General features: G+C 69.0%; 20 protein-coding genes. 10 read left to right on the top strand and 10 right to left on the bottom strand.

Annotated features, from left to right (window positions below):
* Positions 1–119 precede the first annotated feature (119 nt).
* Both JK359_RS32300 and JK359_RS32295 read right to left on the bottom strand, forming a co-directional pair.
* A complete protein-coding gene (locus JK359_RS32300; protein ID WP_201843137.1) occupies positions 120–926 on the bottom strand; it encodes an SDR family oxidoreductase in 807 nt (268 codons plus the stop codon).
* Positions 923–1,930, bottom strand: coding sequence for an NADP-dependent oxidoreductase (locus tag JK359_RS32295; RefSeq protein WP_201843136.1), 1,008 nt, complete (start codon positions 1,928–1,930; stop codon positions 923–925). The genes JK359_RS32300 and JK359_RS32295 overlap by 4 nt, the downstream gene beginning before the upstream one ends.
* Before the next feature lie 276 nt (positions 1,931–2,206).
* Here JK359_RS32295 and JK359_RS32290 point away from each other — a divergent pair, with 276 nt between their 5' ends.
* Together JK359_RS32290 and JK359_RS32285 are read left to right on the top strand one after the other, a co-directional pair.
* Positions 2,207–2,752 (top strand): DUF485 domain-containing protein, encoded by a 546-nt coding sequence (locus JK359_RS32290; RefSeq protein WP_201843135.1) that lies wholly within the window; start codon positions 2,207–2,209, stop codon positions 2,750–2,752.
* Entirely contained in the window at positions 2,749–4,365 is a 1,617-nt protein-coding gene (locus tag JK359_RS32285; protein WP_201843134.1) for a sodium/solute symporter, read from the top strand. The genes JK359_RS32290 and JK359_RS32285 overlap by 4 nt, the downstream gene beginning before the upstream one ends.
* A gap of 269 nt (positions 4,366–4,634) precedes the next feature.
* Here the strand turns inward: JK359_RS32285 and JK359_RS32280 are convergent, their stop codons facing one another.
* On the bottom strand, positions 4,635–5,084 hold the full coding sequence (locus JK359_RS32280; protein ID WP_201843133.1) for a helix-turn-helix domain-containing protein: 450 nt from the start codon (positions 5,082–5,084) through the stop codon (positions 4,635–4,637).
* 280 nt (positions 5,085–5,364) lie between these two features.
* Between JK359_RS32280 and JK359_RS32275 the strand changes: the two genes are divergently transcribed.
* From JK359_RS32275 to JK359_RS32265, 3 genes are all read left to right on the top strand, one after another.
* Positions 5,365–5,538 (top strand): hypothetical protein, encoded by a 174-nt coding sequence (locus tag JK359_RS32275; RefSeq protein WP_201843132.1) that lies wholly within the window; start codon positions 5,365–5,367, stop codon positions 5,536–5,538.
* Between the two features lie 236 nt (positions 5,539–5,774).
* A complete protein-coding gene (locus JK359_RS32270; protein WP_201843131.1) occupies positions 5,775–6,983 on the top strand; it encodes a phospholipase D-like domain-containing protein in 1,209 nt (402 codons plus the stop codon).
* Between the two features lie 544 nt (positions 6,984–7,527).
* Positions 7,528–9,111 (top strand): multicopper oxidase family protein, encoded by a 1,584-nt coding sequence (locus JK359_RS32265; protein WP_201843130.1) that lies wholly within the window; start codon positions 7,528–7,530, stop codon positions 9,109–9,111.
* 435 nt (positions 9,112–9,546) lie between these two features.
* Here JK359_RS32265 and JK359_RS32260 read toward each other — a convergent pair whose 3' ends face one another.
* Positions 9,547–9,687, bottom strand: coding sequence for a hypothetical protein (locus tag JK359_RS32260; RefSeq protein ID WP_201843129.1), 141 nt, complete (start codon positions 9,685–9,687; stop codon positions 9,547–9,549).
* Positions 9,688–10,534: 847 nt separating this feature from the next.
* On the opposite strand from JK359_RS32260, the gene JK359_RS32255 reads away from it, so the two are divergent.
* On the top strand, positions 10,535–11,677 hold the full coding sequence (locus tag JK359_RS32255; protein WP_201843128.1) for an FG-GAP repeat domain-containing protein: 1,143 nt from the start codon (positions 10,535–10,537) through the stop codon (positions 11,675–11,677).
* Positions 11,678–11,908: 231 nt separating this feature from the next.
* Here JK359_RS32255 and JK359_RS32250 read toward each other — a convergent pair whose 3' ends face one another.
* Positions 11,909–12,148, bottom strand: coding sequence for a hypothetical protein (locus JK359_RS32250; RefSeq protein WP_307788362.1), 240 nt, complete (start codon positions 12,146–12,148; stop codon positions 11,909–11,911).
* A 190-nt stretch (positions 12,149–12,338) separates the two neighbouring features.
* Here JK359_RS32250 and JK359_RS32245 point away from each other — a divergent pair, with 190 nt between their 5' ends.
* Both JK359_RS32245 and JK359_RS32240 read left to right on the top strand, forming a co-directional pair.
* Positions 12,339–13,103, top strand: a complete 765-nt coding sequence (locus tag JK359_RS32245) for a transposase family protein (protein ID WP_201843159.1) — start codon at positions 12,339–12,341, stop codon at positions 13,101–13,103.
* A 154-nt stretch (positions 13,104–13,257) separates the two neighbouring features.
* Positions 13,258–16,443, top strand: coding sequence for an amidohydrolase family protein (locus tag JK359_RS32240; protein ID WP_201843158.1), 3,186 nt, complete (start codon positions 13,258–13,260; stop codon positions 16,441–16,443).
* A gap of 12 nt (positions 16,444–16,455) precedes the next feature.
* Here JK359_RS32240 and JK359_RS32235 read toward each other — a convergent pair whose 3' ends face one another.
* On the bottom strand, positions 16,456–18,546 hold the full coding sequence (locus tag JK359_RS32235; protein WP_201843126.1) for a phosphocholine-specific phospholipase C: 2,091 nt from the start codon (positions 18,544–18,546) through the stop codon (positions 16,456–16,458).
* Between the two features lie 727 nt (positions 18,547–19,273).
* On the opposite strand from JK359_RS32235, the gene JK359_RS32230 reads away from it, so the two are divergent.
* Both JK359_RS32230 and JK359_RS32225 read left to right on the top strand, forming a co-directional pair.
* Complete coding sequence (locus JK359_RS32230; RefSeq protein ID WP_236678769.1) at positions 19,274–20,083, top strand: intradiol ring-cleavage dioxygenase; 810 nt, start codon at positions 19,274–19,276, stop codon at positions 20,081–20,083.
* 471 nt (positions 20,084–20,554) lie between these two features.
* Complete coding sequence (locus JK359_RS32225; RefSeq protein ID WP_307788360.1) at positions 20,555–22,834, top strand: ATP-binding protein; 2,280 nt, start codon at positions 20,555–20,557, stop codon at positions 22,832–22,834.
* A gap of 328 nt (positions 22,835–23,162) precedes the next feature.
* Here the strand turns inward: JK359_RS32225 and JK359_RS32220 are convergent, their stop codons facing one another.
* From JK359_RS32220 to JK359_RS32205, 4 genes are all read right to left on the bottom strand, one after another.
* Complete coding sequence (locus JK359_RS32220; RefSeq protein ID WP_201843124.1) at positions 23,163–23,711, bottom strand: hypothetical protein; 549 nt, start codon at positions 23,709–23,711, stop codon at positions 23,163–23,165.
* Between the two features lie 171 nt (positions 23,712–23,882).
* Positions 23,883–24,488 (bottom strand): dihydrofolate reductase family protein, encoded by a 606-nt coding sequence (locus JK359_RS32215; RefSeq protein ID WP_201843123.1) that lies wholly within the window; start codon positions 24,486–24,488, stop codon positions 23,883–23,885.
* 139 nt (positions 24,489–24,627) lie between these two features.
* Positions 24,628–26,199 (bottom strand): FAD-dependent oxidoreductase, encoded by a 1,572-nt coding sequence (locus JK359_RS32210; RefSeq protein WP_201843122.1) that lies wholly within the window; start codon positions 26,197–26,199, stop codon positions 24,628–24,630.
* Positions 26,196–26,930 (bottom strand): methyltransferase domain-containing protein, encoded by a 735-nt coding sequence (locus JK359_RS32205; RefSeq protein WP_201843121.1) that lies wholly within the window; start codon positions 26,928–26,930, stop codon positions 26,196–26,198. The genes JK359_RS32210 and JK359_RS32205 overlap by 4 nt, the downstream gene beginning before the upstream one ends.
* Between the last annotated feature and the right edge of the window lie 29 nt (positions 26,931–26,959).

Here is a 26,959-nt window from a genome sequence, read left to right as displayed (position 1 = left end):
CGACTGCCGTTTCTGGCCGTCTACTTGATTGCCTCAAGCTGCTGGAGCCGGCTCGGTTCGGCTCCGTACGACGGTGGGGGCGGGCCCGCCCGCTCGCAGGGCCCGCCCCCGGCAACGTCTCAGAGGCCGGCGGGCTCGGCCGGGCCGGGGACGTTGCGGAAGCGGAACGGCTCCGGTTCGCGGCCGGCCTGGACGAACCAGCATTCCCCGGTGCCGTCGCCGGTGACGATCCGCAGCACCGTGTCCGCGACCGCCTCGGCCGGGATGACCGGCAGGCCCTGTTCGGCGAGCATGTCCCGCAGGTGATCGATGATGCGCGACTCGGCGAATCCCGGGCAGACCGCGTTGAAGCGCACGTTCTGCGGCGCGAGAGCCGGCCCCAGCGAGCGTGCGAGACCCACGACCGCGTGCTTGTTGGCCGCGTACAACGGATCGAGCGGCACCGCCGCCAGGCCCGCCAGAGAAGCGGTTGCCACGATCGACCCCCCACCGCGGGCCCGCATCGCGGGCAGCACCGCGTGGGTACCGAAGACCACGCCGTCGAGGTTGGCGCCCATCGCCCGGCGGTAACGTGCTGGGTCGAAGTCCTCGCCGACGCCGCATCCGGTCGCCACCCCCGCGTTGAGCAGCGCGATGTCGACACCGCCGTACCGCTCCTGGGTGAACTCCACCAGTGCGCGGTTGGCGTCGAGGTCGGAGACGTCGCAGGCGCGGAAGTGGCCGTCGACCATGTCGGCCACCTCCCGCCCGCCCTGCGCGTCGAGGTCGGCGACCACCACGCGCGCGCCCGCTCTCGCCAGAGCTGTCGCAGAGGCCCGGCCCAGTCCGCTGGCAGCGCCGGTGACGATCGCCACCTTCCCCTGGAGCGGGGCGGCGTCCCTGTGCGCTTCCTGCGGGACGACGGATCCGCTTTCACCCTTGGTCATGCCAGCTCCAGCACGAGCTTGCCGACGTTCTCGCCGCGGAAGAGCATCTGCAAGGCGGCGGGGAAGTCGTCGACGGTGCCCCGCACCACGTGTTCCTTGACCTTGATGCGGCCGGCGCCGATCAAGGCGGAGATCTCCTGCGCGGCCTCCGCGTAGCGCTTGGCGTAGTCGAAGACGACGAAGCCCTCCATGCGGGCACGGCGCACCAGCAGCGAGAGGTAGTTGGAGGGGCCCTTCACCGGCGTGGCGTTGTTGTACTGGCTGATCGCGCCACACACCACGACGCGCGCGTGCATCGCCAGCCGGGTCAGAGCGGCGTCGAGGACGTCCCCGCCGACGTTGTCGAAGTAGACGTCTATGCCGTCGGGGGCGTGCTCGCGCAGTGCCTTCCTGACGTCCTCCGCCCGGTAGTCGATCGCCGCGTCGAATCCCAGCTCGCCGGTGAGCATCCCGCACTTCTCGGGGCCGCCGGCGATCCCCACGACGCGGCAGCCCCTGGCCTTCGCGATCTGGCCCGCGATGGTGCCGACCGCGCCGGCGGCGCCGGACACCACGACGGTCTCGCCGTCCCGCAGCGCCCCGACGTCCAGCAGGCCGAAGTAGGCGGTCATGCCGGGCATGCCGAGCGCCCCGAGATACGTCGAGGCCGGGGCGAGGGAGGTGTCGATCTTCATGGCGCCCCGGCCGTCGGAGACCGCGTACTCCTGGACGCCGAACGTGCCGACCACGTGGTCGCCGGGCCGGAAGTCGGGGTGGTTCGAGGCGGTGACCTCGATGACGGATCCGGCGCGCATCACCTCTCCGAGGCCCACGGGCGGCAGGTAAGAGGGACGGTCGTCAAGCCAGCCCCGCATGGCCGGGTCGAGGGAGATGACGCGCGTGCGACCCACGAATTGGCCTGGTCCCGGTTCCTCGACCGGTTCGGCACGGTGCTCCCAGTCCTCGGGTTTGACTTCGCCCACGGGGCGGGCTGCCAGACGGATCTGGCGGTTGGTCGTGGACATCACGCCTCCTGTCGTTACGGCCTCCTCATGACCATACCGACCAGTAGGTACGTCGGCGACCGTGATATTCCCCACAGAGCATCCCTGCGTCCGGGGGCCTAGGGTCCGGGGCGTCGACCACCCTCGGTGGATCACCGTCGACCGGATGCCGCATCGAGCCGAAAACGTAACTCTCCCCGGCCTTATCACGCATTCCAACCAGTCGGTATCGTGCGCCGTCGCGCCGATGCTTCGCCGTCACCCCCTCGGATCAGAGCCGCACCGGAAGGCCATGCGATGACACACCCTTACGACAACCGGTACCCGCCGCCGGAACCGCCGGGATGGACGCAGCCACCGACGGAGCCCCAAGACCGTGCCCCCCGGCGCGAGTCGACCGGGTGGGACCCGTGGCAGGAGTCGTACCGGCCCGACGTCGCGCAGGACACCTCTCATGGTGCGTACGGACACGACGCCCCTACCTACGAGTCGTACGGGCAGGCCCCCCAGCGCCCGCCGCTCACGCAGGATCCCCCTCCGTACGGTGCCGACCTCGCCGCCCTCCGCTCCGCCTACCGGGTGCTCCGCCGGGTCTCCACGCTCACCGCCCTCGGCTCGTTCGTGGTGTACGTGGTGCTGTCCTGCTGCGCGCCGGACCTGATGGGTTCCGAGATCGCCGGGGAGCTGAGTCTGGGCATGGGTCTGGGGATCCTCCAGCTCCTCGTCACCTTCGCGGCCGTCTTCTGGTACGGCCGTAGTGCACAGCACTCCGTGGACCCGCTCGCGCGGGCCGTCAGGGAGCGAGGGGTCCTGCCGGGCCGGGATGCCGGGGTGGCGCGGTGAACGACTACGGCTCGGGCACGCAGGCAGTCGTCCTGGTCCTGTTCAGCACCCTGGTGACGCTCACGCTGCTGATGTGCGTGATGGCGGGACCGGACCGCGACGACCTGACGAACTTCTACACCGGCTACCGCTCGCTCACACCTCTCAAGAACGGCCTGGCGATCGCGGGAGACTACATCTCCGCGGCCACGGTGCTCAGTACCACCGGCATCATCGCCCTCGCCGGGTACGACGGTTACGTCCTGGCCGTCAGCACCGCCCTGTCGCTGGTGCTGCTGATGTTCCTGCTGGCCGAGCCGCTGCGCAACGCAGGCAGTTTCACCATGGGCGACGTCCTGGCCCGCAACATGCCCGGGCGAGCCGTCCGCATCGCCTCCTGCGTGGTGACACTGTCGGCGACCCTCCCCTTCCTGGTCGTCCAGCTCTCGGGGGCCGGGTCGCTGCTCACCTTCATCCTGGGGCTGTCGCACGAAGCCGGCGCCAGGACGGCGTGCATCGTACTCGTCGGCAGCCTGATGATCATCTACGCGGCGATCGGCGGCATGCGGGGCACGGCCCTCGTTCAGATGATCAAGATCGTGCTCCTGCTCGGCACCAGCATCACCGTCGCCGCCCTGGTCCTCAACCGATTCGACTGGAGCCTCGGCGAGATGCTGCGGGCCGCCGAGCGCGGCAGCGGAACGGGGCCAGCCTTCCTCCGACAGGGCCTCCAGCTGGGCACGTCGGCGGCTGAACGGCTCGACTTCGCGAGTCTTCAGATCACCGTGATCCTCGGCGCGGCCTGCCTGCCGCACATCACGATGCGTCTGTACTCCGCGCGGGACGTGCCCGCCGTGCGCCGCTCGATGTCATGGGCGGTCGGCACGGTCACCACCTTCTGTCTGGCGGTGATCATCATGGGTACGGGCGCGGCGGCCCTGGTGGGAGCGCAGTACATCACCGTGGCTGACCCGCACGGCAGGACGTCGGTGCTCATGCTGTCCCGGGCCCTCGGCGGAGGTGCCGGCTCGGCGGGCACGACGGTTCTCTACGCGGCGATGGCGGGCACGGTGTTCATCACCCTGCTGTCCTCGGTCGCGGGGATGACCCTGGCCGCGGCCTCGTCACTCGCACACGACCTGTTCGCCCATGCGCTGCGGCGGGAACGGGCGGCGCCGCGTACGGAGATGACGGTGGCGGCGTGGACGAGCGTGGTGGTGGGAACCGTTGCCATCCTGCTCTCCGCCGTCGTTCAGAACTGGGACGTCGCCGTACTGACCACGCTGGCGATCTGCATCGGGGCGTCGGCGGTAGCCCCCGCCTTGACCTACTCCCTGTTCTGGCGGGGATTCACGCGCACCGGCCTGCTCGCCAGCCTCTACGGGGGCACGGCCTGTGCAGTGGGGCTGATGTTCTTCTCCAAGGCCGTTTCGGGCACGCCGTCCGCCGTTTTCCCTCATGCGGACTTCGACTGGTTCCCCCTGCAGTCCACCGGCCTGGTCTCCATCCCGTTCGGCTATCTGGCGGGCTGGCTGGGCAGCCGTCTGGACCACCGGCGCCGCGCCGCCGAGAGCCGCGAGAACCGGCGGCTGTACGAGGAGAGCGAGGCACGGCTGCTCGCCGCGGCCGAATGAGCACGGCGGCGGGGCGGACCACGCGAGCGGCCACGGTGCCGCGGCCGTGGTCCGCCCGGGAGCCCGAGCCCCGGCGCGCGGCCGGCAGAGTACAGCGGTCAACTGCCGCTCTTCACCTGGCGTCGCGCCGGCTCGGGCACGATCAGACCTCCCCCCGTGAACCCGTCGCCGCGTGAATCTGCAGCCTCGCCAAGCCGACGATGGGGCTCCGGCAAGCGCGGTACACGTGCACTCGGCTCGAAGCGCGTGGCCACACGGCCCGTTCCCGGTCAGAGGGGCGAGCGAGGACGAGGCACCCGGTCCAGGGGGCTCACCACCCCGCACAGCTGATCCACTGCGTCGCGCAATACCGGGCGGTCTTGCAGAGCGGCTGTCACCAGCGCCTGTTCCAGGAGCCGGCGGCGATGCTGACGCACCGCTTCGAGCACACACTTTCCGGCGCCGGTGAGGCAGAACTCCCCGGACGGCAGGCGGCGCACCAGAGTGCGTCGGCCCAGGCCGTCGAGCAGTTCCCTCGCCGACGATGGGCTGATATCGAGGACAACAGCCATCCGGCCCGGGGCCGTTGCCTCGCTGTCCAGGGTGAGGAGACCGCGGATCTGCTCGTCGGAGACCGTCGGCGCGACGTCCTCGCGTGCCCGTCGGCACAACTCGACCAGCGATTCGGCGACGTGTTCAGCCGCGGCCACTGCATCGGCAGGTTCGGGCTCCACTGACATGGCGTTTTCCCTTCCTTGATGCCGTTGAGTCCACGCCCCTACCCGCCCGACGAACCGTCAGAACCGCGGCTGTGTTCGAAAAGGCTCTGAGCTGGAGCGGGAGCCGAAGAATGTGGTTCAACGGTCGGCCATCCGAGTGAGGAGGAAGCTGTCCCCCGAACCGCCCCCAGGCCGGCGCCGGCCTCCCGCGGGCTTCGTAGGACCGGGACATGAGAAGCGGGCCAGCGGGAATTCGCTGTGCATCACAGCACAGCATCACCTCACGAGGAGACCGGACACCATGCTCGCCATCGTTTCCGCAGCCCTGTTTTTCATCGCCTTCCTGATCAACGCGGCAGATGTCTCGACCAACGACATCTTCACCTCGACCAACGTCATGCTCCTCGGTCTCACGCTGGTGGCCTTGCACCTCGCGGGAGTGGGAGGCACGGGGACGATCCGGAGGCGCAGATGACGAAGCGCCCGGACCGGCCTGACCGGCCAGGCACCCATGGCCGTCAAGTGCCTGCTGGGGGGCGACGCGAGTGAATCCGACGCCGAGTACAGAGCACACCGCGTCGCCCCGGCACGCAACCCATCAGCCCCGTGGTGACCGGGGGAGTGTCATCGCGTTCGCCGGGAACGTTGCTCCTCAGGCTGCTTCCAGCAGCCCACAACGATTCGTTCTCACGGTCCGACGGGAGACTCGGCGTGATCATCGACGGCATACCAGCGGCCCCCGCTCGTGACACCGCACCCGGAGCAGCAGCACGCGAGCAACGGCTGCGCCGCCGCCTGGAGCGCTTGATCGGCGTCGCCGCCACCGAAGGCAACCAACTCGTCCCGCTGCGCAACGGCGACGAGATCTTCCCCGTCATGCTCACGGCCATCCGCTCGGCTCGGCACACGATCGACATGATGACGTTCGTCTACTGGCGGGGGCAGATCGCCCGGGAGTTCGCCTCGGCCCTTGCCGAGCGAGCCCGGGCCGGAGTCCGTGTCCGGCTCCTGCTGGATGGCTTCGGCGCCAAGGAGATCGAACGGCGACTGCTCGACCTCATGGACGACGCGGGCGTGCAAGTGGCCTGGTTCCGGAAGCCGGTCTGGCTGTCACCGTTCAAGCAGAACCACCGCTGCCACCGGAAGGCCCTCATCGTCGACGAGCAGACCGCGTTCACCGGTGGCGTCGGGATCGCGGAGGAGTGGTGCGGTGACGCCCGCAACCCGGGGGAGTGGCGCGACACCCACGTCCAGGTACGCGGCCCCGCCGTGGACGGCATCGCGGCCGCGTTCGCACAGAACTGGGCCGAGTGCCACGACGAACTCTTCGACGACCGTGACCGCTTCACCGAGCACCCGCAGGTCGGCTCATCGGTCGTCCAGGTCGTGCGCGGATCGGCCAGCATCGGCTGGCAGGACATGCAGACCCTCATTCGCGTCATGCTCACCTCCGCCGAGGAGCGTTTCCGTCTAGCCACCGCCTACTTCGCCCCGGACGCCTACTTCGTCGATCTGCTGTGCCGGACCGCACGGCGGGGCGTGCGTGTGGAGATCCTGCTTCCCGGCCCCCACACCGATCAGCGCGCCTGCCAGCTCGCCGGCCAACACCACTACACCCGCCTCCTGGAGGCAGGTGTTCACATTCGCCAGTACCAGCCGACCATGATGCACGCGAAGATCATCACCGTGGACTCGGTAGCGGCCCTGATCGGGTCCACCAATTTCAACCGCCGGTCCATGGACCACGACGAAGAGGTCATGCTCGCCGTCCTGGACGAGACGTTCACCGCCGAACTCGATCGAGACTACGACGCGGACCTGCGGCGCAGCGTGGACATCGACCTCGCCCGCTGGAGACGTCGGGCCGTCGTCCAGCGCGTCAAGGAAGCCGCCGTCGCACCGATCCGGCGCTTCCTGTGAAGGACGCACGACGCTGGCTCAAGCTTGCGGCTCCCCCCCCCGGACCGGCGGCGACCTGATCGAGATCGGCCGGGCCGTCGGGGCGTGCCCCAGCGCCCGGATCACCCTCTCTCCCCGGAGACGGCACGCAGCCGAAGAGGTGGCCTCGGCCCTACGCGCGCTCTTCCGTGACCCACCGGGGCAGCGACGGAAACGCCCCCTACGACTCCGGTGACCCGTAGCCGGCTACCGGCACGGGGACTTCGCCTTCACCCGGCTCACCGACCTCGCCGACCGCCGGCTGGGCGCGGGCATCCGGAACCCCGTCCGTGGCCGAGCTTCTGCGGGACCCCGCCGACTGGCACGAGATCCTGCCGCCGACACCGGTGCTGGGCCATGCGGCCAACGGCTTCGCCGTCGGCGCTGGCCGCTCGACCCACCTGCGGGTCAACCAGTGCCCCAGGCGCAGACACCGCCCTCCGACTGGGGCATTGCAGTCCGACACCACCGACGTACGGCACCACGTTTCCTCTCAGAACCCTGTAGACCGTGTCTTATTGCAGCCATGCACACACCTTCGCGGCGTACCCTGCTCCGTGCCCCGCTCGCCGTCGCGGGCGTCGGATTCCTGCCCGCCGGTCCCGACTTCGCCCCTCCACCACACCGAGGAGCCGAGGGGAACCGGCTCAGCGAGGCCGGCTTCGCCCCGCCGGATGCCGGGCGATATGTCGACCCGTCGGGGCCGGAGGTCCTCGCCGCCGAACGGAAACGCGGCCTCGGCCCGGTGCGCAGGTTCAGGTTCACCGCCGCCGAGTCCAGGCTGGACCTTGGCGGGCGAGTCGTCCGCAGCTGGGCCTACAACGAGACGTTGCCCGGCCCCGTGGTGCGCGTCACCGCGGGTGACGTCCTGAACCTCACCCTCGCCAACCACCTGCCGGCCGCCACCACGCTCCACGCCCATGGAGTGGGGCTGCGCTGCGACATGGACGGTGTCCCCGGCCTGACCCAGAACGCCATCCGCCCGGGCGCCGACTTCACGTACCGCTTCACCGTCTCCCAGCCCGGTACCTATCTCCTCCACTCCCACCTCGGGCTCCAGCCCGACCGCGCCCTGTACGCCCCGCTCATCGTGGAGGACCCCAGGGAACCCCTCTCCTACGACAAGGAATGGGTCGTCCTCCTGGACGACTGGCTCGACGGCGTGAACGGCTCCACCCCCGACCAGGTGCTCGACCAACTCCAGCCCGGCGCAGGCACCTCCATGATGGACGGAGTCATGACCAGGGGCCCCGAACGCCCCCCGGCCGGCCCATCCCGGGTGCTGCGCCACTCCTACAGCCGCATGCTCAACAGCGAGGGCGGCAACGTGGCCTACCCCTACTACCTCGCCAACGGCCGCCTGCCGGGCAACCCCCAGTCGCTCCGATGCCGCCCCGGTGACCGCGTCCGGCTGCGCCTCATCAACGCGGGCTCCGACACCGCCTTCCGGGTGGCACTGGGCGGCCACACCATGACCGTCACGCACACCGACGGCTATCCCGTGGAGCACACGCAGACCGACGCTCTCCTCATCGGCATGGCCGAGCGATACGACGTCCTGGTCACCGTCAAGGACGGCGTCTTCCCCCTCGTCGCACTCGCCGAGGGCAAGAAGGGCCAAGCCCTCGCCGTGGTGCGCAGCGACAGAGGAAGAGCCCTTCCCGGGCGAAGCGTCCGCCCGGCCGAACTGGACCGACGGGTCGTCCCCGCACGTAGCCTCGCACCGGACGAATCCGTGGAACTGGACGACCGCGAACCGGACCGCGAGATGCGCCTCACACTCACCGGCGGCATGCGGAGATACGACTGGGGCTTCGACCACCAGCCCTACGACCCACGCAGGCGCCACCCCGTACGCGCCGGCGAACGGGTACGGCTCACCCTCGTCAACGCCACCGACATGTGGCACCCGCTCCATCTGCACGGACACACCTTCGCGCTCACCGGCATCGACGCCGCCGGCACGCGCAAGGACACCGCGCTGGTCCTGCCCCACCGCAAGCTGGTCGTCGAGTTCGACGCCGACAACCCGGGCCTGTGGATGCTCCACTGCCACAACCAGTACCACTCGGAGAGCGGCATGATGACGATCCTCGGCTACCTCAGATGACCTGACCCCGGTCCACCAGAACGCCGCCCTCGTCCGGAGGGCGGCGCTCATGACGACTACGACCCGATGACGCTGTGGCAGGTGTCTGGTACGGGCCCGAGTGAGCCGCCGAGCTGCTCCGCCCGCGTCGGTGTCCTCTCGGGTACAGCTTGGAAGTCACGGATCGTTCGCGGTGCCAGGCGCATCCCCCTATCAGCCGGAGGCCCGCATGGCATCGCGACGCGCAGAGCACCGACCCCCACGCCCCTTCCTTGAACTGCACTGGGGTGGGGTGCACGTGGTTGTCGAGCGAGTGTCGTACCAACTGCTGGCCGTGATCAGTAGCGCAGTCAGCGCACTCGGTGGAGCCATCTGGTTTGGCGGGCGATGACAGCCAGGCGCGGTCACCCGCGAGGTCACGAACCCTGACCAGCTACACCACTCGACGGGACACCATCAGCGGCGTCCGTCGAAGCGGTCGTCGTCGATGTCCGTTGGCAGGGTGTCGAGTTGGTCGGGGTCGGCCAGTTCGGTCAGTCCGTGCACGGCTGCGTCCATACGGTCCGGGCTGTCCATCCCTTCGACCCAGGTGACCATCTGATCCTCCAGCTCGGTGTACTAACCGACGTGAGCTGCCTGTCGAAGTCCCGGCCGACACCGATGACGCCGGTCTCGTCGCCGACGGTGGACTCTCCGCCGGCGGTGCTGGCAGCTCGATGACGCGCCAGGCTTCGTGCTCGGTGGCGGGGATGCGCCCGGCGAGGTCGTCTTCGTGCCAGCGCGTCTGGATCAGGCAGAGCGCACCAGTGGGTTCGAGTCGGGTCTGCAGTACGGAGGTCCACCAGTCCCAGGCCCGCTTCCGCATGGTCGGGGAGTCGGCGTCGGCCATGTCCTTGAAGGTCGGCGGCGAGCTTGCGGGCGATGGTCAACCAGTCCACGTCGGCGAGGCGTAGATCGATGGCGTCCGAGCGGGTTCTCGTCCGCCGCAACCGCAGCACCAGCGACCGTGGCGCCGGTCAGGTTCGAACTTATGTAGCAGCAAATCCCTCCAGTGAGTCGATAGGCGTGCCCGATCGGTCGGGTGGCCGTGGATCACAGCAACTGCGGCTGCAGTACCAGGCCGTAACGAGGGCGTCTCCGCCGCCTGTCGTACGGCGGCTGCCGGTCCGCCTTTTCGAATTGGCGTAGTCGCGTCTCGTTCAAGTCCAGTAGCTGCGGGGATCTCCTGCGCATTCTCGATAGCGACGTCGTGGGAGTTTCTGAGGATGTGTTCTCCCGCGCGGGAGGTGGCCTGACGCGCGGAGAATCCTTTCTCTTCGGGCTGCTGGATCCTGCGGGCGCAACCCGGATCGGGAATGTCTGCGAAACATGAATGGTTGTCTGAATATCTTTTCCGTGCAAACAGGTTCATCATCCTGGACAGGGTCGGATTCTGCCTGTCAGCATGGTGCCGCTGTTCACGCTGGGTGAAAGCAGTAAGGACATCTTGAAATTGGGGGGACAGTTGCGTAAACGACTGGTAAGGCGGCCCGTGTTCGCCGCCTTCACAGCCCTTCTCGCCACCGTAGCGATGGCGTTCGCCGGCGGTGGCGCCCAGGCCGCGCCCACCGCGCCCTACGGCTTCAGCAGTGTCAGTGGTGACTTCAACGGCGACGGCAAGGACGACGTCGCCACCTTCACGCGGGGTTCGGCGGCCGATGTGTTCGTGGCACTGAGCAACGGCCGCCGGTTCGTCGGCACCGGCGTGAAGTGGCACGACTTCTTCGCCGCCGGCAACGAGAAGCCCCTCGTCGGTGACTTCAACGGTGACGGCAAGGACGACATCGCCACCTTCACCGGAGGTTCGGCGGCCGATGTGTTCGTGGCACTGAGCAACGGCCGCCGGTTCGTCGGTACGGGTGTGAAGTGGCACGACTTCTTCGCCGCCGGCAACGAGATCCCCGCAGTGGGCGACTTCAACGGTGACGGCAAGGACGACATCGTCACGTTCACGCGGGGTTCGGCCGCCGATGCCTTTGTGGCACTGAGCAATGGCCGCCGGTTCGTCGGTACGGGTGTGAAGTGGCACGACTTTTTCGCCGTGGGCAGCGAAGTGCCGATGGTGGGCGACTTCAACGGTGACGGCAAGGACGACATCGTCACCTTCACGCGGGGTTCGGCCGCCGATGCCTTTGTGGCACTGAGCAACGGCCGCCGGTTCGTCGGTACGGGTGTGAAGTGGCACGACTTCTTCGCCGTCGGCAACGAGGCGCCTGCAGTGGGCGACTTCAACGGTGACGGCAAGGACGACATCGTCACGTTCACGCGGGGTTCGGCCGCCGATGCCTTTGTGGCACTGAGCAATGGCCGCCGGTTCGTCGGCACCGGCGTGAAGTGGCACGACTTCTTCGCCGTCGGCAACGAGGTCCCGGGCACCGGCGACTTCAACGGAGACGGCAAGCAGGACATCGTCACGTTCACCCGCGGTTCGGCGGCCGACGTGTTCGCGGCCCTGAGCAACGGGCAACGGTTCGTCGGCACCGGCGTGAAGTGGCACGACTTCTTCGCCGTGGGCAACGAGGTTCCCCTCGGCGGCACCTACTGGTGATGAGCGCGCGAGGAGCGCAGGCCCGAACTGACAAGGCGGTACGACGCTCATCGTGAGGCAGTGCCCGCCGACTGCGGCCCCCGGAATGTTGTCGGGGGCCGCAGTCGTTGGTGAATCTCGACCTGCTGCAAGGCCCACGTCCGGAGACACGGTCCGTCGCTCGTCCCCCGTCTGGGGCTCCGACGGATAGGGAACCGGAGCACGGCGTACACCCCCGGGACCAGGGCTGAGTCAGCGCACGGTCACGCCACGCATGGCGAGGCGCAGCTCCTCGAAAAGGTCACGTAGTTCGCTCGGCATGCGGGGCGCCACGACCGCGCCCACCTCCAGCAGGAGCCGGACGCCACCCCGGAATTCCTTGTCGCCGATGGGCTCGTCCAGCGTCCTCGCCACCTCGATCAACGGAACGCCGATGGAGACCTCGATCTCCTCCGGGAGGCTGTCGAGGTAGACGTCGTCCTCGGTGAGCACCAGATCCACGATGCGGCGGGCAGCTTCCCTGACGGACCGCGAACCAGTCTCGGACGGCGCGGTCACCCCCATGTCAGCCAGTGAGTCTTCTCCAACGCGCCGCGGCCGTCAGCAGTTGGGCTGACAACGTGGTGAAGCTCCTGGTAGATGGGTTTTGACCAAGAAGAACCATCTCCGCCAGAGGCTTCGTGTGCTTGTCTACCCGTCGGGCGTCGACGTGTCCAGCACTGCCCTGCGCTTCCTTGCAGAACGACTGCGGCAACGCCGCCGCGTGATCGGCACCCGTTGGCGACGCCTGAGCGCCAGCCGCCAGGCTCTCCTCACACTCACCCACCTACGCAACGGGCATACCTATGCCCAGCTCGCAGCCGGGTTCGGGGTCGGCGCGACCACGGCCTACCGCTACATCACCGAGGCCGTCGACCTCCTGGCCGGCCTCGCGCCCACCCTCGAAGCGGCGGCGCGGGCCGCCTCAACGAAGGCCTTTGTCCTGCTGGACGGAATCCTGCTGCCGATCGACCGCATAGCTGCCGACCAACGCTTCTACTACGGCAAACACAAGAGGCACGGTGTGAACGTGCAGGTCGTCGCCGATCCACTCGGCCGGCTGCTACGGGCATCACCGGCCATGGCCGGCGCCGTCCACGACGTCCGCGCAGCCCGCGAACACGGCATCGTCGACACCCTTGCCGCAGCAGGCGTCCCGTGCTGGGCCGATAAGGCCTACCGTGGTGCCGGGGGCACGGTTCGAACTCCTTGCTGGGGCAGGTGGGAGACGCTGTCCGCAGGTCAGCAGGCGGTCAACCGATCCCACGCAAAGATCCGCGCCCTCGCCGAGCGAGCCGTCGCCACCCTCAAGACCTGGAGGCTGCTGCGAAAGCTCCGCTGTTCGACCACCCGGATCAGCAGCCTCGTCCGTGCCGTCCTCGCCCTGCATCTGGCCAGCTCCGACTGAGAGTGGAAAAGGCTCACTGTGTTCCCTGCTCTTGCCGGTGGGATAACCGGACTTTCCGTATGTCGGCTGACTGGTTTCGTCTTTCTATTCGGCCTGAACTGTAACGTCCATGCTTGCGAGGGGCGTAGTGCGTTGCTCTAAGCTATCGATCTTGATGAATCACGAACTCGGATTATCGCGTCGGGGTGTTCTCAGGGCCGGGCTGGGCGGAATCGGCGTTGCGGCTCTTTCGCTGCCTTCCGGTCAAGCTGTGGCGTCTCGTCCGCATGACGGCCCGCTATCCGCAACAGCCACCAGGGCGCTGGAGTTCAGTGCCGGCACGAACGCATCTGTGATCGTTTCGCCCGACGGGCGTCAGCTGATCATGGAGGTTCAGGGTGTGCTGTGGTCGCTTCCGCGTGAGGGCGGCCGAGCAACAGCGCTGACCCATCCGGATCTGGAGCCGACCCGGCTGTCCTGGTCGCCCGACGGTTCGCAGGTCGCTGTGTGCGGTTATCAGGGCGGCGGCTTCCACGTGTGGACGATGGAACCGGACGGTTCCCGGCTGCGGCAGCTGACCTCTGGCCCCTGGGACGACCGGGGTGTGGCCTGGTCGCCCGACGGCACGCGTATCGCGTTCGCGTCGGAACGGGGCGGCAGTCCGGTGGCCGGCAGTTCGTACACGATCTGGACGGTGGACGTACGCACCGGTGAGCTGCGGCAACTCACCGACGGGGCGGGGGTGGAGGACTACGACCCTTCCTGGTACCCGGATGGCAGCGGGCTGGTCTTCGTGAGAGCTGGTGCAGCCGGCGGACGCACCCTTGCCTCCGTGCCGGCCGAGGGCGGTAGCGTCACGGTGGTCCGAACCGTCGCCACAGGTGTCCTCATCGGTCCTGCCGTCAGTGCAGACGGTCGTGTGGCGTGCGTCCACGTCGGTGACGCCGTGCGGCCGGCCAATGCGACCGGCTCCCGGTTGCTGGTGGACGGCGAGGCCGTGACCGAGGGGGAGGACGTCTCGCCCCTCCCGCCTTCCTGGGGCACGGACGGCGCACTCTTCTACGTGGCTGACGGGCAGCTGCGTGTGCGACGGCCCGCTCAGACAGGGGGACGGTCGGTTCCGGAGCAGATTCCCTTCAGAGCGGCCCTGGATGTGCCCCGCGTCCGCTATCCGGGGAAGGAACACGAATTCGACTCGACGGTAGCCAGGCCGGTCCGGGGGATCCACCTGCCGGTACTCTCGCCGGACGGCGGATCCGTCGCGTTCGCCGCTCTCAACGCCTTGTGGGTCATGCCGATCGGCCGTCGTCCCCGCAAGCTCGTCCAGTCAAGCGCTTCGGGGTATGTGCAGATGCCCTCCTGGGCGCCGGACGGACGAAGTGTCGTGTACTCGTACGAGGGCGGCTCGGACGGCAACGGACTCATCGACGTGCACCGCTACTGGCTCGATGACGACCGCGACGAGGTCGTGGCGACCGGAGGCCGTCTGAACGCAGCCCTCTCACCCGACGGCGTCAGACTCGCCTGTCAGGACTACGTGGGCAACCTGCTGGTCAAGGACCTCTCGGCCGGAACCGAGAAGATTCTCGCCACGCCCTTGGGTGCCAACGGGCTCCCCAGCCGTCCGACCTGGTCGGCGGACGGCCGGTACATCGCCTTCTGCGACCGCAACCGGCTCAATAGGCGCTTTCGTGAGGGGTACAACCTCATCCGCGTCGTCGACACCAGCACCGGAGAGTGGACGGCCCATCAGCCCGAGCCGCACTCCTCCCTCGCCGACCGAGGCAACGCAGGTCCGGTATGGGCCCCCGACGGCTCGGCCATGGCCTTCATCATGGAGTCCGCACTGTGGATCCTGCCGGTGCACGCCGACGGCACGCCCGCAGGCGATCCCCAGCGCCTCACGGATGAGGCCGCCGACCACCCGTCCTGGTCGGGTGACTCACGCACCCTGCTGTACGAGGCCAGCGGAAAACTCAAGATCATCAACCGGGACGGCACCGGACCCCGTGTCGTACCCGTGCCGCTGGACTACAGCCGTCGGCTGCCCTCCCCGGCCGGCATCACCCGGGTGCACGCGGGACGGCTGTGGGACGGCACCGGCGACACGGTCCGAGAGAACGTCGACATCGTCATCCGCGGCAACCGCATCACGGCCGTGGAACCGCACCGTACGGGTGTCTCCTCCGGCGAGAAACTCGTCGACGCCTCCACATCCACGGTCATCCCGGGGCTGTGGGATTCTCACACCCATCCGTGGCAGTACACCTACGGCGGCCGGCAAGGCAGCCTCATGCTCGCTTACGGCATCACGACCAACGTCTCACTGGGTGGTTTCGCCCACGAGGCGGTGAGGATTCGTGAATCCGTCCAAGCGGGACGCATGGCGGGACCACGACTGTTCGCCACGGGCGAGCTGATCGACGGCAGCCGAGTCGCCTACAGCATGGGCCGAGCCCACGGAACCCAGGACGGTCTGCGACGCTCCCTGGAGCGGGCCGAAGCGCTCGACTACGACTTCGTCAAAACCTATGTCCGGGCCTCCGCCCGGACCATGCGCGAAGCAGTCCGAACCGCCCACGAGAAGCTCGGGGTACTGTCCGGCAGCCATCTCCTGTCACCGGGAGTCAGCGTCGGGCAGGACCTCACCACCCACCTCGAAGCCACCCAGAGATCCGAATACGGACGGGCACATTCGCCGACGGGGCGCTCCTATCAGGACGTCGTGGAGACCTACCGTGACGGCGACTTCAAGCTCATCATCACTCCCTTCACGGCTCTCTCACTCCTCGGAGCCGATCCCTCAGTGGCAGGAGACCCCAGAGTCACCACCCTCATGCCACCGTGGGACACCGCACTCGTCGACAAGTACGCAGCCACCCCACTGACCCCGGCGGCGAACCAGGCCGTCGCCGAGGAGATGGCCGTCTACCGGCGCATCATCGCCGAAGGCGGCATGCTCGTACTCGGCACTGATGCACCCTTGACTCCCGTGGGCCTGCATCTCCACATCTGCCTTCGCGCACTGCACGCCTGCGGCTTGTCACCAGCAGAGGCACTGCGCACGGCCACAGCCGTCCCCGCCCAACTGTTCGGCGTCGCGGACGACCTGGGCACAGTGGAGCCCGGCAAGCTCGCCGACCTGACCGCCGTCGACGGCAACCCCTTCGACGACTTCGACGACCTGATCCGCACCACGTGGGCCATGCGCGAGGGCACCCTCTACCAACAGGACGACCTGGTCGAAGCGTTCACCAGGTCCGCCCCGCGCCATAGCACGGCACATCCGACCGACTGGCTCGACGTCAGCCGCCAGTTCCGCCGGGAGCCCTGCTGCTCACGCCACGTATTCGACAGCTAGGGTCTGTCCCGCTCAACCGGTGATGCTCGGAGCGCCGTTCTCGATGTGGCCCATGAAGCGCGCGGACCAGGACGAGTCGTTGTCGACGGTCACGGTGAAGTCGTACCATCCGTTGAAGGAAGCGACCTGGTTGAAGAAGTCGCTCACTTCCTCACCGGCGGCCACGCCGTACGTGTCGTCCCAGCTGCGGTACTGATTCGCCTTGATCCTGAAGGTCACATCCTGGTCGCCGTGATTCCTCATGTGGAAGATGATCGCCAGCTGGTTGGTCGAGGGGTGCGTCTCGATGCTGGACCTCACGGTGACGTGCTTGCCCGCGGCGATCTTCGAGGCGTCGCCGGTGAAGCGTCGCATGAACCTGTTGGGACCGGTCACGGTGAGGTCGTACTTGCCGCCGCCGTAACCACGGCCCACGTGGAAGGAGTCCTCCTCCTCGGCATCCGCGTCGACGGTGTACTGCCAGGGGCCACCGGCGCGGTAGGCGTTGGCGTACACGGAGAAGTGGACCGCCTCGGTGGCGTGCTCTCCTTTGTTCTGCATGGCGATCCAGAGCCTCGTCGTCGTTCCCTCCACGGTGATGCGGTCCAGGAACGCGTTGGTCTGATAGGGAAGGGCACATGCCTTCCTGGTGCCTGCCTCTTGCGCCGGTCCGGCGTCATCGGCAGGCGGCGAGGGCTCGGTCCCCGTTGCGCCCGGTGTCTGCCCGGCGGGGGCCGCGGGGCCCAGGGCGGGCAGCGTGTAACCGGAAGTACTCTTGGTGAAGTCGAAGACCCTGGTGAGGTCGCCGCAGACCTTGCGTCGCCACGCGCTGATGTTCTCGCACACCGCGGGTGAGCCCAGTGCCTCCGTCCACTTCTCCAAGAACCGGATGACCGAGGTGTGATCGAAAATCTGGGAGCAGACTCGGCCTCCCGTCGTCCACGGGGACACGACGATCATCGGTACCCGCATCCCCAGACCGACCGGCCACCATCCCTCGTACTCGACCCATTCGTTCTCCTCGTACGAGGCATCGGGAACGGGTGGCGGTACGTGGTCGAAGAAGCCGTCGTTCTCGTCGTAGGTGATGAAGAGGACAGTGGATTTGAAGACGTCCTCGCGCGCGCTGAGGGCCTTGAGAAGGCGCTGCATGAACACGGCGCCACGGCTGGGAGTGCTGTCCGAGTGCTCGCTGTGGTCCGTGTCGGTGACGACGTAGGACACCCGGGCAAGTCTGTCGTCGATGACGTCGCTTGTGATGGCGGCGATGATCCTGTCGGCGGTACTGCCGCTTCCGCCCACCGACCTGACGCCCGCTTCGTAGAGGGGCCCTGAGTCGAACCCGGCGAAGTACTTGAGTGCGTTGTCGCCGAAATTGTCGTCCGAGACGTTGTAGGTCTTGAAGGAGACGCCGGCGTCGTACAGCGTCTCGGCGTACGCGGTCCACGGTTGGTCGTCCCCCTCGAAGTCCCCGGCGTCGAGGCCGGGGGACTCCACCAGTCCGATCCCGCTGGATCCGCTCCACAAATAGTTGCGGTTGGGCCCTGTCGGGCCCAGGACCGAGCAGTGGTAGGCGTCGCAAATGGTGAAAGCGTCGGCCAGACTGTAGTGGAACGGCAGGTCCGCGCGCGTGAAGTAGCCCATGGTGACCTGTTCCTTCTGCTCGATCCACCTGTTGAGCCGCCCGTTGTTCCATGCCAGGTGGCCGTCGAGCCAGCCGTGTGACGTACCCACGGACTGCGCGTTCTTCCAGCCGTCGGTTCCGCCTTGGTTGAGGGCCCAGGGATAGCGCCAGGAACCCGCTCCGTCGGGCTGGTGGAGGACTGTTCTGCGAGAGGGGCCACGGATGGTACCCGGAAGGTCGATGACGCTCTTGTCACCGAACCCTCGGACTCCTTGGAGAGTGCCGAAGTAGTGATCGAAGCCGCGGTTCTCCTGCATGAGGATCACCACGTGTTCGATCTTCCGCAAATCGCTCGCTCCGGGGTCCGCCGACCGCGTCAGGTCAGCACTCGAGGCGGCCAAGTGAGCTTCGTGGCGGCCGCGCAAGTGCCTCAGCGCGGCGGTCGTCGCAGCTGCCACCGCTGCGCCCGTGAGGAACTGACGGCGGTGAATCGGCACCATGACGTGGCCCTGCTTCCTTGTCGTGGGTACATCCTTGTCGTGGGTTCGAACTGGTCATTCGCAAGACCGCTGGAACCAGGTCTCCGGGTACGGCTGTCATGCGGCAGCCGCTCCGTCGGCTGGAACGGCTTGCCCGCCCTGAGCCCAGCGACGGCTCCACCGTCAAGGGGAGATGCGACTCGACCGCTGTGCAGGGCAACGACGGCGAGGTCGTGCTCTTGGCCATGATCCGTGACGGAGCGGGCTACCACTCCACACCACCCGCTACGGCAGCGGCTCGACACCAGCATCGGGAAGCCTTTCGTGCGGAACTGCGCGGCACCAGGGCCAGTCCTGACAGGGCATGTTCAAGATCGACACTCCGGCAGCAACTTCGCGCCGGCGATGGCGTCGCCCGCGACGACGCCGACCGCCACCGGCTGCCCGCCGATCGCCGGCCTTCCGGTTGCGCTGTGCCCATGAGTGAAGGCCGATGTGTACGTTCGCCGGTGCGGCAGAATTCAGCCATCATCACGTCAGTCACGTCAAGGAAAGTGGACGCTTCCCCTGCGCGAGGGTTCACTGCGATACAAAATGCCAGGTCAGGGGCGCTAGACCTCTTTGAGAGCCATCCTCCGAGGCGCGCCCGGCAGCGGGCGGGCGTCGGCGCGGTGAGTTTCGTAACGCGTGCGATTCACCGGTCATCTGATCGATGCGACGGGCCGCCGCACGGGTCATTCTTCACGGCATGACTGACACCCCCCGCCCCCCTTCCGCAGGACGCGAGCGCGGCCCCGGGCCGTCCGACGGGCCGGCCGGCGCAACCCGCAGAACCGTCATGGCCGCCCTCGGCGGTGCGACCCTCGGAGCGGCCGCTCTGGGGCTGACGGCCGGGCACGCGACCGCCACCACCGACGGGAACAGCGCTGCCCAGCCCCGGCCGGCCGCCGACTGCGTCCTCACGCCCGAGCAGACGGAGGGGCCCTACTACCTGGACCTGGAGACCGTGCGCAAGAACGTCACCGAGGGCAAGCCCGGCGTGCCTCTCACCCTCCGCGTGAAGGTGATCGACACCACGACCTGCTCTGCGCTGCCCGGCACGGCGGTCGACGTCTGGCACTGCGACGCTCTCGGCGTCTACTCCGGATACGTGGCAGGCGGCTCCACCCCGGACACGACCTTTCTGCGCGGCGTACAACTGACCGACTCCACCGGCGTCGCGGAGTTCACCACCGTCTACCCTGGCTGGTACGTCGGCCGTGCCCTCCACATCCACGTCAAAACACATGTCGGCGGCACTGTCACCGACGGCAGATACCACGGAGGGCACGTCTCCCACACCGGCCAGCTCTACTTTCCGGAGACGTACAACAGCAGGATCGCCACCTTGGCCCCCTACCGGAGCAACACGGCCACCCGCACGCTCAACGCCAGGGACGGCATCTACCGCAACGGCGGGTCCTCCACCCTGCTGACCCTTACGCAGATCGGAAGCGACCTCGGCAAGGGAGTGATCGGCACCGTCGTGCTCGGCATCGATCCCGATGCCGTCCCCTGACGCTCCCGGCCGAGCGGTAGCCGGTCCGCCGCAGCGAGGCCGGCTGCCGCCGCAACGCGGTAGGCGAGCCCACTGTGCCGCTTGTCGCCGCGTGTGCGAATGGGTCGTCGCATGAACCGGGACAGCAGGAAGAACGTACGCCGTTTCAGCGGCGCCCGAGTTGATTCCCGGCCGCACTGCGTGCGAAGTGAGGGCGACGGACTCGAGGACTTCGTCGAGGGGAATGGACGGCCGGGAATCGGGGATGACGGTGACATGACATGCGAGTCGTGCGGTGCTCCACTGACCGGTGGACCGCGCCGGGGCCGACCGGCTCGCTACTGCTCCGACGCATGCAGACAACGGGCGTTCAGGCAACGCTCGGCGCGCCGGAAATCCCGCCGTGGGCAGACGGCTGCGTCTCCGCCCCCGCAGAGTGATGTCTCCGCGACGGCCCAGGCCCGCTGTCCGCGACGGGCCCTCGACTCCTTCGTGGGCCGACGGGCTGAGCTGTCGCGACTGCGCACCCTGCTGAGGACGTCGCGGCTGCTGACCTTGACCGGCGCCGGCGGAGTCGGCAAGACACGGTTGGCGCTGGAGTTCGCCCATGGTTTGCCCGGCCGCTACGGGCGGGTCGACCTGGTCGAACTCGATGCGCTGCAGGACGGCGCTGCGCTCGCACAGTCCGTGGCCGCCGCGCTGTCCGTGGGCGAACGAGCGGGACGATCCGGTGTCGACGTTCTGGTCCACGCGATCGGGGACGGCCGTCGGCTGCTGATCCTGGACAACTGCGAGCACCTGGCCGAGCCGTGCGCCCGACTGGTCGCGGCCCTGCTGAGTCACTGCCCTCGCCTCCGGATCCTGGCCACCAGTCGAGAGGCCCTGCGGGTACCCGGCGAGACGGTGTTCCGGGTCGGCGAGCTGTCGCTGCCGCCGGCCGACGCCGTGGACGACCCGGTCGTCCTCCTGCGGGCAGACGCCGTCCGGCTGTTCGTCGAACGTGCCGCGAGTTGCTCACCGGGATTCACGCTCCACCGCGGCAACGGCCGGACGGTCGCCGAGATCTGCCGCAAGCTGGACGGCCTTACGCTCGCCGTCGAGCTGGCGGCCCGCCGGGCTGGAACTCTTCCGCTGGGTGACATCCTGGCAGGACTGGGCGACCAGATGTCTTCGCTGTCCCTCCTGACAGGCGGACACCGGACCGGGCCCGGGCGTCACAGTGAGCTTGCCGCCGCGATCGACTGGAGCCACCGCCTGCTCGATCCGGCCGAACAGGCGGTCTTCCGGCGTCTTGCGGTCCTCGTCGGCGGGTTCGACGTGGCCTTGGCGCGGGCGGTCTGCGCCGGTGCCGGCATCGCACCGGCGCAGATACTCGGCATCCTGTGTTCCCTGGAGGCCAAGTCCCTGATCACACGCCTCTCCGAGGCGGAGACCGCACGTTTCAGACAGCTCAGCGCCATCCGCGCCTACGCCCTGGGGTCGCTGCGCGCATCCGGCGAACTGCACACCACCAGGCGCCGACTCCTCGAGTGGCTGCACGGGCTGGCCGACCGGGCCCGCGACGAGGTGTTCCCCGACCAGGCCGGCAGCCCGCTGGCCGAGGAACGGGACAACCTCGCAGCGGCTCTGGCGGGCACCACCGTCCCTGGCGGTGCCTCGTTCCCACGGCTGGAGCTGGAACTGGCGCGCGTCCACTACGAGCAGGAACAGCCGTCAGCCGCCCGCGCGCTGCTGGCGGGCCTGCTGCGGGAAGCCGGCGGCCGGGCGCTCGGCGGGGCGGTACCAGCGCTTGCCGCGCGCGTAGCCAGCCAGCGGGCCGACCCGGCACAGGCACTGCGCCTCGGCGAGCGGGCGGTGGCCATGGAGCGCACGCGCGATCACCCCGCCGGACTTGCCAATGCCTTGGATGCGCGGGCCGCGGCGCGGTTGTGCCGCGGTGAATTCGGAGCGGCCGTTGCCGACTTGCGCGAATGCCTGGACGTCGTCGCCACGCTGGGCACACCCCAGGACACCGCGTGGTGCACCCATCACCTGGCCTGGGCGCTGCTCCAAGCGGGCGGGGAACTGGAAGCCGACGATCTCATGTCCCGCTGCCTGCCCGTGCTCAGGGCACACGCCCCGTGGAGCCGGACCGCGGCCGCCTTGCACACAGCGGGCGCCGTGCGGCTGGCTCTGGGGCATCTGGGAAGTGCCGAGGCGCTGTTCGCCGAGGTACTGCGGATCGTCCCCGGCACAAGTCGTCACGCGCTCTACCCGGTGGAGGGCCTGGCCCTCGTAGCCGCCGAGAGCGGCGACATGCGGCGAGCCCTCGTGCTGTACGAGGCGAGTGCACAGGCACGCCGCCGGCTCGACACGGTGTCCGAGGCTCCGTGGCGGCGCCAGGTGGAACGAACGGTGGCTCGTGCCAGGGCAGGACTCCCGGTGGCCGCTCGGGAGGCGGCTGTCCGGGGCGGCCGTCGGCTGCGCGGGGACCGGCTTGTGGCGTACGCGCTGCGGACGAGGAGCGACGACGACCGGACTACGGCGGACGCCGTGGAGGCCGTCGGCGACCGGCCCATGCTCACCGGAAGGGAGTTCATGGTGGCCCGGCTCGTCACCAACGGGCTGACCAACCGTCAGATCGCTGATGTGCTCGGTCTTTCGGCACATACGGTCGCCACGCACCTGGACAAGGTGCGCGACAAGCTGGGCATGCGGTCGCGCACGCAGATCGCCCTGTGGGTTGCCGCACGGACCAAGACCGAGGACCCGGCCGAGGACATACACGGGTGACGGATCACCTGCAGTCGTCCTTCCGCATGAGTGCCGCCCCTTCGACCCAGGCATCGTTGTGTTCCGCCCGGGTGGGGCTCGGGCATCGCTGAGCCCCCCGGTCCTGGGCCGAGGGCCTCGGCAAGGCCGGCGCCAAGGCCGAAGACGCCCTGGTACCGGCCGGTGGTGTGCTGCGGGGGGAGAGTGTGTGCTGCGGGGCGAGAGTGAAGGACACCTCGAAGCCCGCGGCGGAGTGCCAACCGGCTCGTTCGCCGGGCTGGCCGGTGGTGCGGTGGACGCTTGGCCGGGCATGGCGGCAGCCGCTCCGGCGTGGACTGTGCCGCACGGGTCAGCTGTTGTCGGCCTCGTCCTCCGGCCCCGGCGCGTCACCGATGGCGACGCGCAGGTCATGCATGCCTTGCAGGATGTCGATGAGGGCCTCTTCCGCCCCGCTCAGAGCGTGCCGGGTTCCCTCCGCGTCCTCACGCTCCGCGTGCAGCTGGGCGCTGAGTGTGTACACCGCTGTCATGACGGCGGCGTAGGCGGCCTCTCGGCCGGGGGGCAGTTCTTCCGCCTCGGGTTCGGAGACCTGCAAGGCGGTGCGATGCAGTCGGTTCGTCAGGACGTTGACCGCGAGGTCGTGGTCTGCTCCCAGCTGTTCCCCCCAGCCGAGCAGCGTCTCGAGGACGTCCTCGATCTCCTCTTCCTCCGTCAGGCGGGTCGCGGCGGTGATCTCGAGTTCCGTTTTCGCCAGCAGACTGCCCAGCAGGTGCAGGCGGTCTCCTTCCTGCGGCCCCTCGGGCCGCTTCTCCGGGTCCGCCGCCGGCTCGGCCGCCAGAGCGGCCAGCGCTGCGCTGATCTGCTCGGCGCTCACCGGGTGCTCGCTTCTGAAGCTCACGTCTTCAGCTTCACCCAGCAAGGGCGTATCCGCTCGCTCAGACACACGGGACCATGCGCAGGGAGGCCGCCCTGGCGTCGGTGTCCGCCCACCCCGGCGAAGGCGGCCCCCCAGACACTGGAGGGCCCCGGAACGCGCCGAGAAGGCGGCAGGTCACGAGCCGCGCAGCGGCTAGTAGGTGTCGTAGCTGGGCTTACCATTCGGCCGGTAGACGCCGACGATGGTGCCGCCCTTCGTCGTCGAGACGCTGACCGGCTCCAGCGCAGTGGGGATCGCTCCGTCGGCGAACAGCCGTTTGCCGGTGCCGATGATCACCGGGTGGATGGTCAGCCGGTACTCGTCGACGAGATCGTGCCGCATGAGGGTCTGGGCGAGGTCGGCGCTGCCGACGACGTTGATGTTGCCGCCGTCGGACGCCTTCAGCTCGCGTACGGCATCGACGACGTCGCCCGCCAGCAGCGTGGAATTCCGCCACTCGACGGCTGCCAGGCTCCGAGACGCCACGTACTTGTGCATGCTGTTCATCCGATCGGTGAACGGGTTGCCGGGATCGGCGGTCGGCCAGTACGCCGCGAAGATCTCGTACGTCTTGCGGCCGAGCAGCATCGCGTCGGAGTGCTCGTACCAACCGGCGATGGCCGTGCCGACCTCGTCGTCCGTCACCGGTTTCTGCCAGCCGCCGTGCTCGAAGCCCGACTCGGCGTCCTCGTCCGGACCGCCCGGCGCCTGCATGACGCCGTCCAGCGTCAGGAACGTGCAAACGATGACCTTGCGCATGGTGCGCTCCCTTCGTCGACGGGTAGACCGCACAACCGCCGGAAACTCATCGGCCGGCTGCGACCGCGCCCGCCGTCCGCCGCCGACGAATACGCGGGGTCAGAGGGTCCCTTCCTGTTCGCATGTGCTCGGCCGGTCATCACCCGAGGCGCGCCGCCGCCCATCGCAGCAGGGCCGACCGGCCCCGGCCGGGCACCGTCCACAGGGCATGGCCTTGCAGCCCCCAGCGGCGCAACAGGGTGTTGGCGGCGAGGAAACCGCTGGTGGACGCCCGTTCCATCAGAGCCACCGGCAGGTCGGTACGGACGACGTCACCGGCGAGCACCAGGCCGGGCGTGGGAGTGCGCACACGGGGGCGGTCGGCGTGTCCGCCGACCGGGAACAGGGGGCAGTCGGCCCGCCATTCATGGCGAGCGTCCACCACCCGGGCCCGACGGGTCTCCGGGTAGAGGCGATGGAGTTCGTCAAGGAGCTTCTTCTGGGTGACAGCCCTGTCGGCGCTTTCGGGAAGGGCGTAGGCGTGCAGTTCCACGACCGATCCGCCGGTACGGGCGGCCCAACGGGCGGCCTCGCCTTCCCAGTCGCTGAGCACACTGACGTTGTCCAAGGCGCCGTATCCGCCGGTCCCGAGGAACCCCGGCCGGTCCGCACGCACGGGCGAGTCCAGCCAGAGGCGGGACACGAGGAAGGGCGGAGCCGTGCGCAGCCGCGCCACGCGCTCACGCCACTCGTCGTCACCGAGACCGCTGGAGCGGGCCACCAGTGAGCGCAGCGCCGAAGGGTCGAGGGCGAGCAGCACGGCGTCGTACGTTTCCTCGCCGCTCGCGGCGGACACGACGAAGCCACCCGTGGGCTGGACGGAGACGCCCTCCACCGCGGTGCCGGTGCGCATGCGCACGCCGAGTCGGTGCAGGCGGCCGGCGAGGGGGTCCCACAGTGCCTGCGGAAACGGCTCCCTGGGCACGTCGAAGAGCAGGCCCTCGGCCGAGCCGAGGAAATAGATGTGGAACATCAGCGCCATCTCCGCGGCCGACAGCTGCCGGGGATCGGCGAAGAAGCTGCGGGAGAAGACCTCGAAGGCAAGGTGCCGCGCCGCCGCCGGGAAACCGATGGCTTCCAGGAAGTCGTACGCGCTGACCTGGTCGAGACGGTCGTAGACCGCGGGTACCCGCACGTCGAGGAGCGGCAGTGCCGAGCGGGCGTGCATCCGGGCCACATCCCCCAGGGAGAACGACGGGCTCAGTGCTACGAATCCGAGCGCGCTCCACGGCGGAGTGCGCGGCACGTGCCGGAAGCTGTCCTGCCGGCCACTGCCGTGCTGCAAGCGGTAATCGGGCAGGCCGGTCAGGCGGCACAGGCCCGGGTCGGTGCGGCGCAAGAGGGCGCGCAGGTTGTAGTACTGCCGGAAGAAGGCGTGAAAGCCCCGGCTCATCGTCACCGTCGTACCGTCGGCCAGCCGTGTGGGCCATCCGGTCAGCCGCCCGCCGAGCTGGGCCTCGCGCTCGTACAGGGTGACGCGTACGCCGCGTTCGGCCAGAGCGGTGGCCGCGGTCAGTCCCGCGATGCCGCCGCCGACGACCGCGACGTGCGGTGTGCCGGTCCCTGCGGCACGGTCGGCGCCCGGCGGTGCGGGCAGCAGACGAGCCAGCCGGTCCCGGCCGGGTCGGGGTGGGCGGGTTCCGTCGGCGGAACGCGGACCTGGCCCGGTCATCGCAGCACCTCGCCGGTGCCGGCGGACGGGCGGCGCGCCACGACGGTGTGGGTGATGCCCGTCTGCCAGCCCGGCAGGGGCAGGACCCGCACCCGTTCGAACCCGGCCCGCCGCACGCGCTCCCCGAGCTGTTCGGCCGTGTCGAAGGCGATGACACTGCGCCGCAGATGCCGGTAGAGCGCTCCGTCGCCGAGCAGCGCGGCGACTGGCAGGACGAGTCCGCCGCACACCGCGTTCCACACCGCCCGGTGCGCCGCCCGTCCGCTCAACGCGTATTCGTGCACCGCCAGCCGGCCGTGCGGCGCGAGCAGCCGGAGTGCGGAGGCGAGCACGGCGTCCGGATCGGCGGTGTTGCGTAGCAGGTAGGCGGCGAAGACGGCGTCGAACGGGCCCGTCACCCCGGCGTCGGCCAGATGTTCAACCGGCGCGTGCACGAAACGCACCGGCCGTGGCCACGGCCGGCGGGCCGCACGGCGCAGCATGCCGGGCGAAGCGTCGACGGCCGTGATCTCCGCGCCGGGCAGCACGGCGGCCAGCGCCGCCGTCGAGGCGCCCGTGCCGCAGCCGAGGTCCAGCAGGTTCAGGCCCCGGCCATCGCCGGGCAGGCACAGGCGCCGGGCGGAGCGGCGCAGGTGGGCGTGGTAGCCGGGATTGGCCGCCACGAGGGTGTCATAGCTGCGGGCGGCATGGTCGAAAGCGGCTGTCAGGTCGGCGTCGCGTAGCAGGGGCATGCCTCTCCGTAACGGGTCATGGGCTCCGG

Source organism: Streptomyces actinomycinicus (assembly GCF_016741775.1).
In the GTDB taxonomy this organism is placed as follows: Bacteria; Actinomycetota; Actinomycetes; order Streptomycetales; family Streptomycetaceae; genus Streptomyces; species Streptomyces actinomycinicus.
Note: the sequence above shows the minus strand (reverse complement) of the source record. Positions and strands in the feature narration are given on the sequence as shown.